The 2,668-nt window shown below is 62.2% G+C and carries 2 protein-coding genes and 1 pseudogene; all 3 read right to left on the bottom strand.

Features of this window, described 5'->3' with window-relative positions; translation table 11 throughout:
• Positions 1–216: 216 nt before the first annotated feature.
• The gene (locus SPHINGO391_RS01890) at positions 217–591 is read right to left on the bottom strand and encodes a hypothetical protein (RefSeq protein WP_152007281.1); all 375 of its coding nucleotides are present in this window, start codon (positions 589–591) and stop codon (positions 217–219) included.
• 391 nt (positions 592–982) lie between these two features.
• A complete protein-coding gene (locus tag SPHINGO391_RS01885) occupies positions 983–1,813 on the bottom strand; it encodes an N-6 DNA methylase (protein WP_152007280.1) in 831 nt (276 codons plus the stop codon).
• Positions 1,814–1,955: 142 nt separating this feature from the next.
• Positions 1,956–2,668, bottom strand: a pseudogene (locus SPHINGO391_RS01880) (hypothetical protein); the annotation flags it as partial.

Raw genomic sequence — 2,668 nt, 5'->3', positions numbered from 1 at the left:
GGGATAGGGGTTTGGGGAAAGGGAGGAGGGAACCGTCCCCTTTCCCCATGGGGAGGCGGTTTGGAGGAGGGGGGTCGCCCCTTCCTCCATGGGGTGAGTGTTGAGAGGGGGGCTCGCCCCTCTTTCATCAGCCTGGTCGGCCGGTCAAACCGGCTGACCAGGCTCACACTTCGAGGTAAAGGCGAAAGGCGGCCGTCGCCGCCTTTCGCCTGCAACTCAGTCCCTATCCGGTCCCAAGAGGGGATTGCGGCTCGGGTCTTCGATGCCGTCATAGTACGGGGCCATAGCATCGACCACCGCCCTGATCTCACAGATGCCAATCCGGGTGCGTCTCTGCGCAACGAGGATGCTCACGGCAGTCTCGTTTGCCTCGATTGCCCGGATCGCATCTTCCATGTCGTCATGGGGGCGCAGGTTTTCGATGGCGATCACGTCGCCGTCTTCGTCGTAGCCGCCGTGAAGATACATCGGGGCATCGGCCAGTCGCTCGGCGGCCCGTTCCGCTTCGCGGATAAGGCGGAAGCCTTCCTTCCGCTCCTTCCAGTATTGCGCGCTGCCGCCATCGATGACGGTGATTTTCCGGTGTGTCATAGAAGCCTCCTTTTCGCTCTGACGAAAAGGTGACCGCATTGGCGACCCAAGCAGTCAAGGAGCGCGCAGCGCCCGCCAGAGGCGGCGAGTGGGGGAGCCAAAATGCGTTAGCATTTTGGGGGAACCGCTCGTCCTTTACGGAGCAGGGGCGAATGCGACACTGGGACGTCAGAGAGAGATAAGCCCGCGGCTCCGATCAGGGGCCGTGACCGCACGAGCCGGGGAGGTTTGGAGCGGGTGGACCACCCCCTCCATGGGTGGGGGTTTGAAGGGGGCGGGGCTTTGCCCTGCTCCCTCATGGGGGTGAGTTTGAGAGGGGCCGGCCAGCCCTCCTCTCAAAGAAGCTCCGGCCGGTCAATCCGGTCGGGGCTTCTAACCTGTGCCCTGCGTTTCAGAACAGGCGGAGTTGCCCATTTCGCTCGATGACCGGGGCGGACGGTTCTTGCTTGGGTTTGACGTGGCCACCTGCAACAATCGCACCGCGTTGTGGCATGGCGACGGAACGAAACGGCTGAGGTCGCCCGTCCCCTGCTCCGCTGTTTTCCTGTGCGCGCCTGAGCTTACCCGACCACCCGCCCATGACATGGGCCATGGTGTGCCATTCCTCCCGGAAGCGCATCGCCAGGCTGTCGCCTACAATCACGGTCGCCGGAATATGGAGAAGCGAAAACTGAATATAGGCCATGTGGACTGCGCGCGGGTCGATGTCCACGGCGGTCACATGGAGAAGCTGCTGATAGTTGAAGCCCGCTTCAAGAATGGCTTCGGCAAGCGCGACGATCATCGCCCCACTGCCTACGGCCGGTTCCTGTGCAATCATGAAACCGCGCTGCGCAATCGCCTTCTGCATGTGCTCGGCGCTACCGGCGATGATGCGCGCCATCAACTGGCAGATGGGATATGGTGTGAAGAATTGCCCCCTCGCCTTGTTGTGCAATTCGAGCGCATGGAACGTCATACCCAAAATATCCTGCGGCTTTTCCTCCAGCGCCATGACCACCTCACCGAATATTTTCGAGAACGTCCCCATGGTTTCGCTCCCGTATTTCCGGGCGATTTCGACATAGCGCGCCTCGCGCTTCTCGAAGTTTACGAGATCGACGGCGTTGCTCATGGAGATCGCGGAGCACTCGCACCAGTCACCAAAGACGGTGTAGAGGTCATGCTTGTAGCGGCAGGTTTCGAACAGCTTGACGATGGAATTCAGACGGGGGGAGGTCATTGGATCACCTGTGACGGGCAGGGCCGCAGGGCGCAGTTCGCCAATCGCCGGGGCGATGCCCGGCGTTCCGTTGCGGCTGGTTTAGGAAATTCAGCGAAGGGAACAGGCCGCGCCGGAGACTGGCGCGACCTGCCGCAACCGATTACGCGGCTGCTTCGGGGAACTGCTGGTTTTCGATTTCGGTCGCGTCGTCCAGATCGAAGGGGCATTCGTCGGGATCAGTGCCGCCCGCATCTGCCATCTGTTCGCGCAGCTGCTCGGCGGTCGGCGCGATCCTGACAAGGGCGGGCAGCCATCCGGTTCCGGCAAGCTGGCGCTCGGCATAGGCAGCGGCATCTGCCTTTTTCATGCCCGACACGCCCGCCGCGAAATCCGCGCCCTTGGCTTCGATGATGGCCTGCTCGATCCCGGTCTTGCTGACACGCCCGAAATAGCTGTCGGCGGTCGCCTCAAACCACTGCGTCATGTCGAAGGCGAGGGCCTGCGCCAGCCGGTCGGCATGGGCGCGTTGCTTCCTGCGCTCATAGTGACCGAGTTGCAGGGCATTGACAGACCGAGCCGCCGCATAGGCGAGGAGATCGAGGAGAACCGATTGCGGCTGGTCCAGGCACCAGTCCCAGAGGTCGCTCGGGTTCCCGGGGATGGAATGGCCGTAATTCTCCTTGAGATCGTTCATGGTCGCGAGGGCCTTGCAGGTCGCCGCGTCCTTGATGCTGGTTTCAAGCTGCTCGCTCGTCACCTTCACCTCAAGGCATGTATCCTCGCTGATGCCGCCGTAGGGATTGAACAGGCTCATCAGCATGGCATGGACCACCGCTGTCAGGGCGACGTCCGGATTGTGAGCAAGCTCGGCCC

This window comes from Hoeflea sp. EC-HK425 (assembly GCF_902498795.1).
GTDB classification, from domain to species: Bacteria; Pseudomonadota; Alphaproteobacteria; order Rhizobiales; family Rhizobiaceae; genus Hoeflea; species Hoeflea alexandrii.
This window is presented reverse-complemented; position numbering and strand designations above follow the sequence as displayed.

What these genes read in the sequence shown, in the direction of transcription:
- SPHINGO391_RS01890 (WP_152007281.1), bottom strand. Translation starts at nt 591, where the DNA reads ATGACACACCGGAAAATCACCGTCATCGATGGCGGCAGCGCGCAATAC.
- SPHINGO391_RS01885 (WP_152007280.1), bottom strand. Translation starts at nt 1,813, where the DNA reads ATGACCTCCCCCCGTCTGAATTCCATCGTCAAGCTGTTCGAAACCTGC.